Origin of the sequence: Pseudomonas sp. (assembly GCF_026224925.1) — a bacterium.
GTDB lineage: Bacteria > Pseudomonadota > Gammaproteobacteria > Pseudomonadales > Pseudomonadaceae > Aquipseudomonas.
The window spans coordinates 1-1,691 of the sequence record NZ_JAMFRV010000268.1 but is presented as its reverse complement, the minus strand read 5'-3'; the positions used below and the strand labels follow the sequence as shown (position 1 = coordinate 1,691).

The window sequence follows — 1,691 nt, the reverse complement described above, 5'->3', positions numbered from 1 at the left end:
CGTCAACATCGCCTCGATTTGCGGCCTGTTCGGCACCGCTTGGATGGCCGGTTATTCGGCTGCCAAAGCGGCAGTGATCAACTTCAGCCGGGCGGCGGCCAGTGAAGGCGCACCGAACAACATTCGCTGCAACGTGATCATCCCGGGCGTGGTCGATACCCCGGCCACCGCCGGCATGCTCGGCGACGACAAGACCCGTGGTAACACCGAAAAAATCATCCCGATGAAACGAGTTGGTCTACCGGTAGAACTGGCCAACGCCATCCTCTTTCTGGCCAGTGATGAAGCATCCTATGTCACCGGCGCGAGCCTGGCGGTGGACGGTGGACGCGGTTCAGACCTGTATACGGTGCTCGACTGATGAGCCTGGAATCGACTGCGCTGCTTGAGCGCATCGACCGCCTGGAATCGCTGGATGCGATCCGTCAGTTGGCTGGCAAGTATGCACTGGCGCTGGACATGCGCGATATGGATGCCATGGCCAACTGCTTCGCCCCAGACGTGCGGGTGGGGCGCGACAAGACCGGCCGCGCGCACCTCAAGGCGTGGCTGGACGAGACCATGCGCAAGCAGTTCCATGGCACGTCCCATCATTTGGGGCAGCACATCATCGAGTTCAGCGACCCGGACCACGCCACCGGTGTGGTCTATTCAAAGAACGAGCATGAGACCGGCCCAGAGTGGGTCATCATGCAGATGCTGTACTGGGACGACTACGAGCGGATCGACGGGCGCTGGTGCTTCCGTCGCCGCCTGCCGTGCTATTGGTACGCCACCGACCTCAACAAACCACCGATTGGCGGCCTGAAAATGCGCTGGCCGGGGCGCGAGCCTTACGCCGGGAGTTTTCACCAGCTGTTTCCCTCTTGGGATGCATTCTGGGCGCAGCGGCCGGACAAGGACGCCTTGCCTCAGATCGCCGAGCCGGCACCGCTGGAAGGGTTTCTCAACGCCATGCGTCGTGGCGCCGACGACCCGAAGATTCGCGTGCGCTAAAGGGCAGGGGGCTTTCTCCAAGCCCCTCATTTGCCTGACCCCGCTGTCTCCTGCACGCGTGTTCGCAGGAGACAGCGGGGGCTTTACGGTTTGTTATTCACGTACACGGGCTTCCCGGGGCATGCCCAGCGCACGTTCAGCGATGACGTTGCGTTGGATTTCGTTGCTGCCGCCATAAATAGTATCGGATCGGGTGAACAGGAATAGCGATTGCAGGCGGCTCAGTTGGTAGGGTGCTGCGTCGAGGATTTCGCCTGCGTCGCCGAGTACGTCCATGGCCAGTTTGCCGAGGTCGCTGTGCCAGGTAGACCAGGCCAGTTTATAGATCATGGCTTCGCGGCTGAGGCTGCCGTCTTGTGGACCGGAGAGCATGCGCAACGAGTTGTAGCGCAACACCTTGAGCCCGGCCCAGGCCTGGGCGATGCGCTGGCGCAGCATTGGGTCGCGTGAGGCACCGTTGGTGCGGGCGATGCGGATGATTTCGTCAAGCTCGTTGTGGAATTGCATTTGCTGGCCCAGTGTCGACACCCCGCGCTCGAAGCCGAGCAGCGCCATGGCGATTTTCCAACCGTCACCGGGTTGGCCGATCAAGTTGTCGGTACTGGTCAGCGCCTGATCGAAGAACACTTCGTTGAATTCGCTGGTGCCGGTCAGTTGTTGGATCGGGTGTACGCGGATCTGTTCCTGGGCCATTG

General features: G+C 61.4%; 3 protein-coding genes. 2 read left to right on the top strand and 1 reads right to left on the bottom strand.

Annotated features, from left to right (window positions below):
- Together M0974_RS11780 and M0974_RS11775 are read left to right on the top strand one after the other, a co-directional pair.
- Window positions 1–361: SDR family oxidoreductase (locus M0974_RS11780; protein ID WP_297836420.1), on the top strand; the 361-nt coding region annotated here is incomplete at its 5' end.
- A gap of 5 nt (window positions 362–366) precedes the next feature.
- Window positions 367–996: a nuclear transport factor 2 family protein gene (locus M0974_RS11775; protein WP_297836422.1), complete on the top strand. Its 630-nt coding sequence runs from the start codon at window positions 367–369 to the stop codon at window positions 994–996.
- A 93-nt stretch (window positions 997–1,089) separates the two neighbouring features.
- On the opposite strand, the gene M0974_RS11770 is transcribed toward M0974_RS11775, so the two are convergent.
- Window positions 1,090–1,691: acyl-CoA dehydrogenase family protein (locus M0974_RS11770; RefSeq protein ID WP_297836418.1), on the bottom strand; the 602-nt coding region annotated here is incomplete at its 5' end.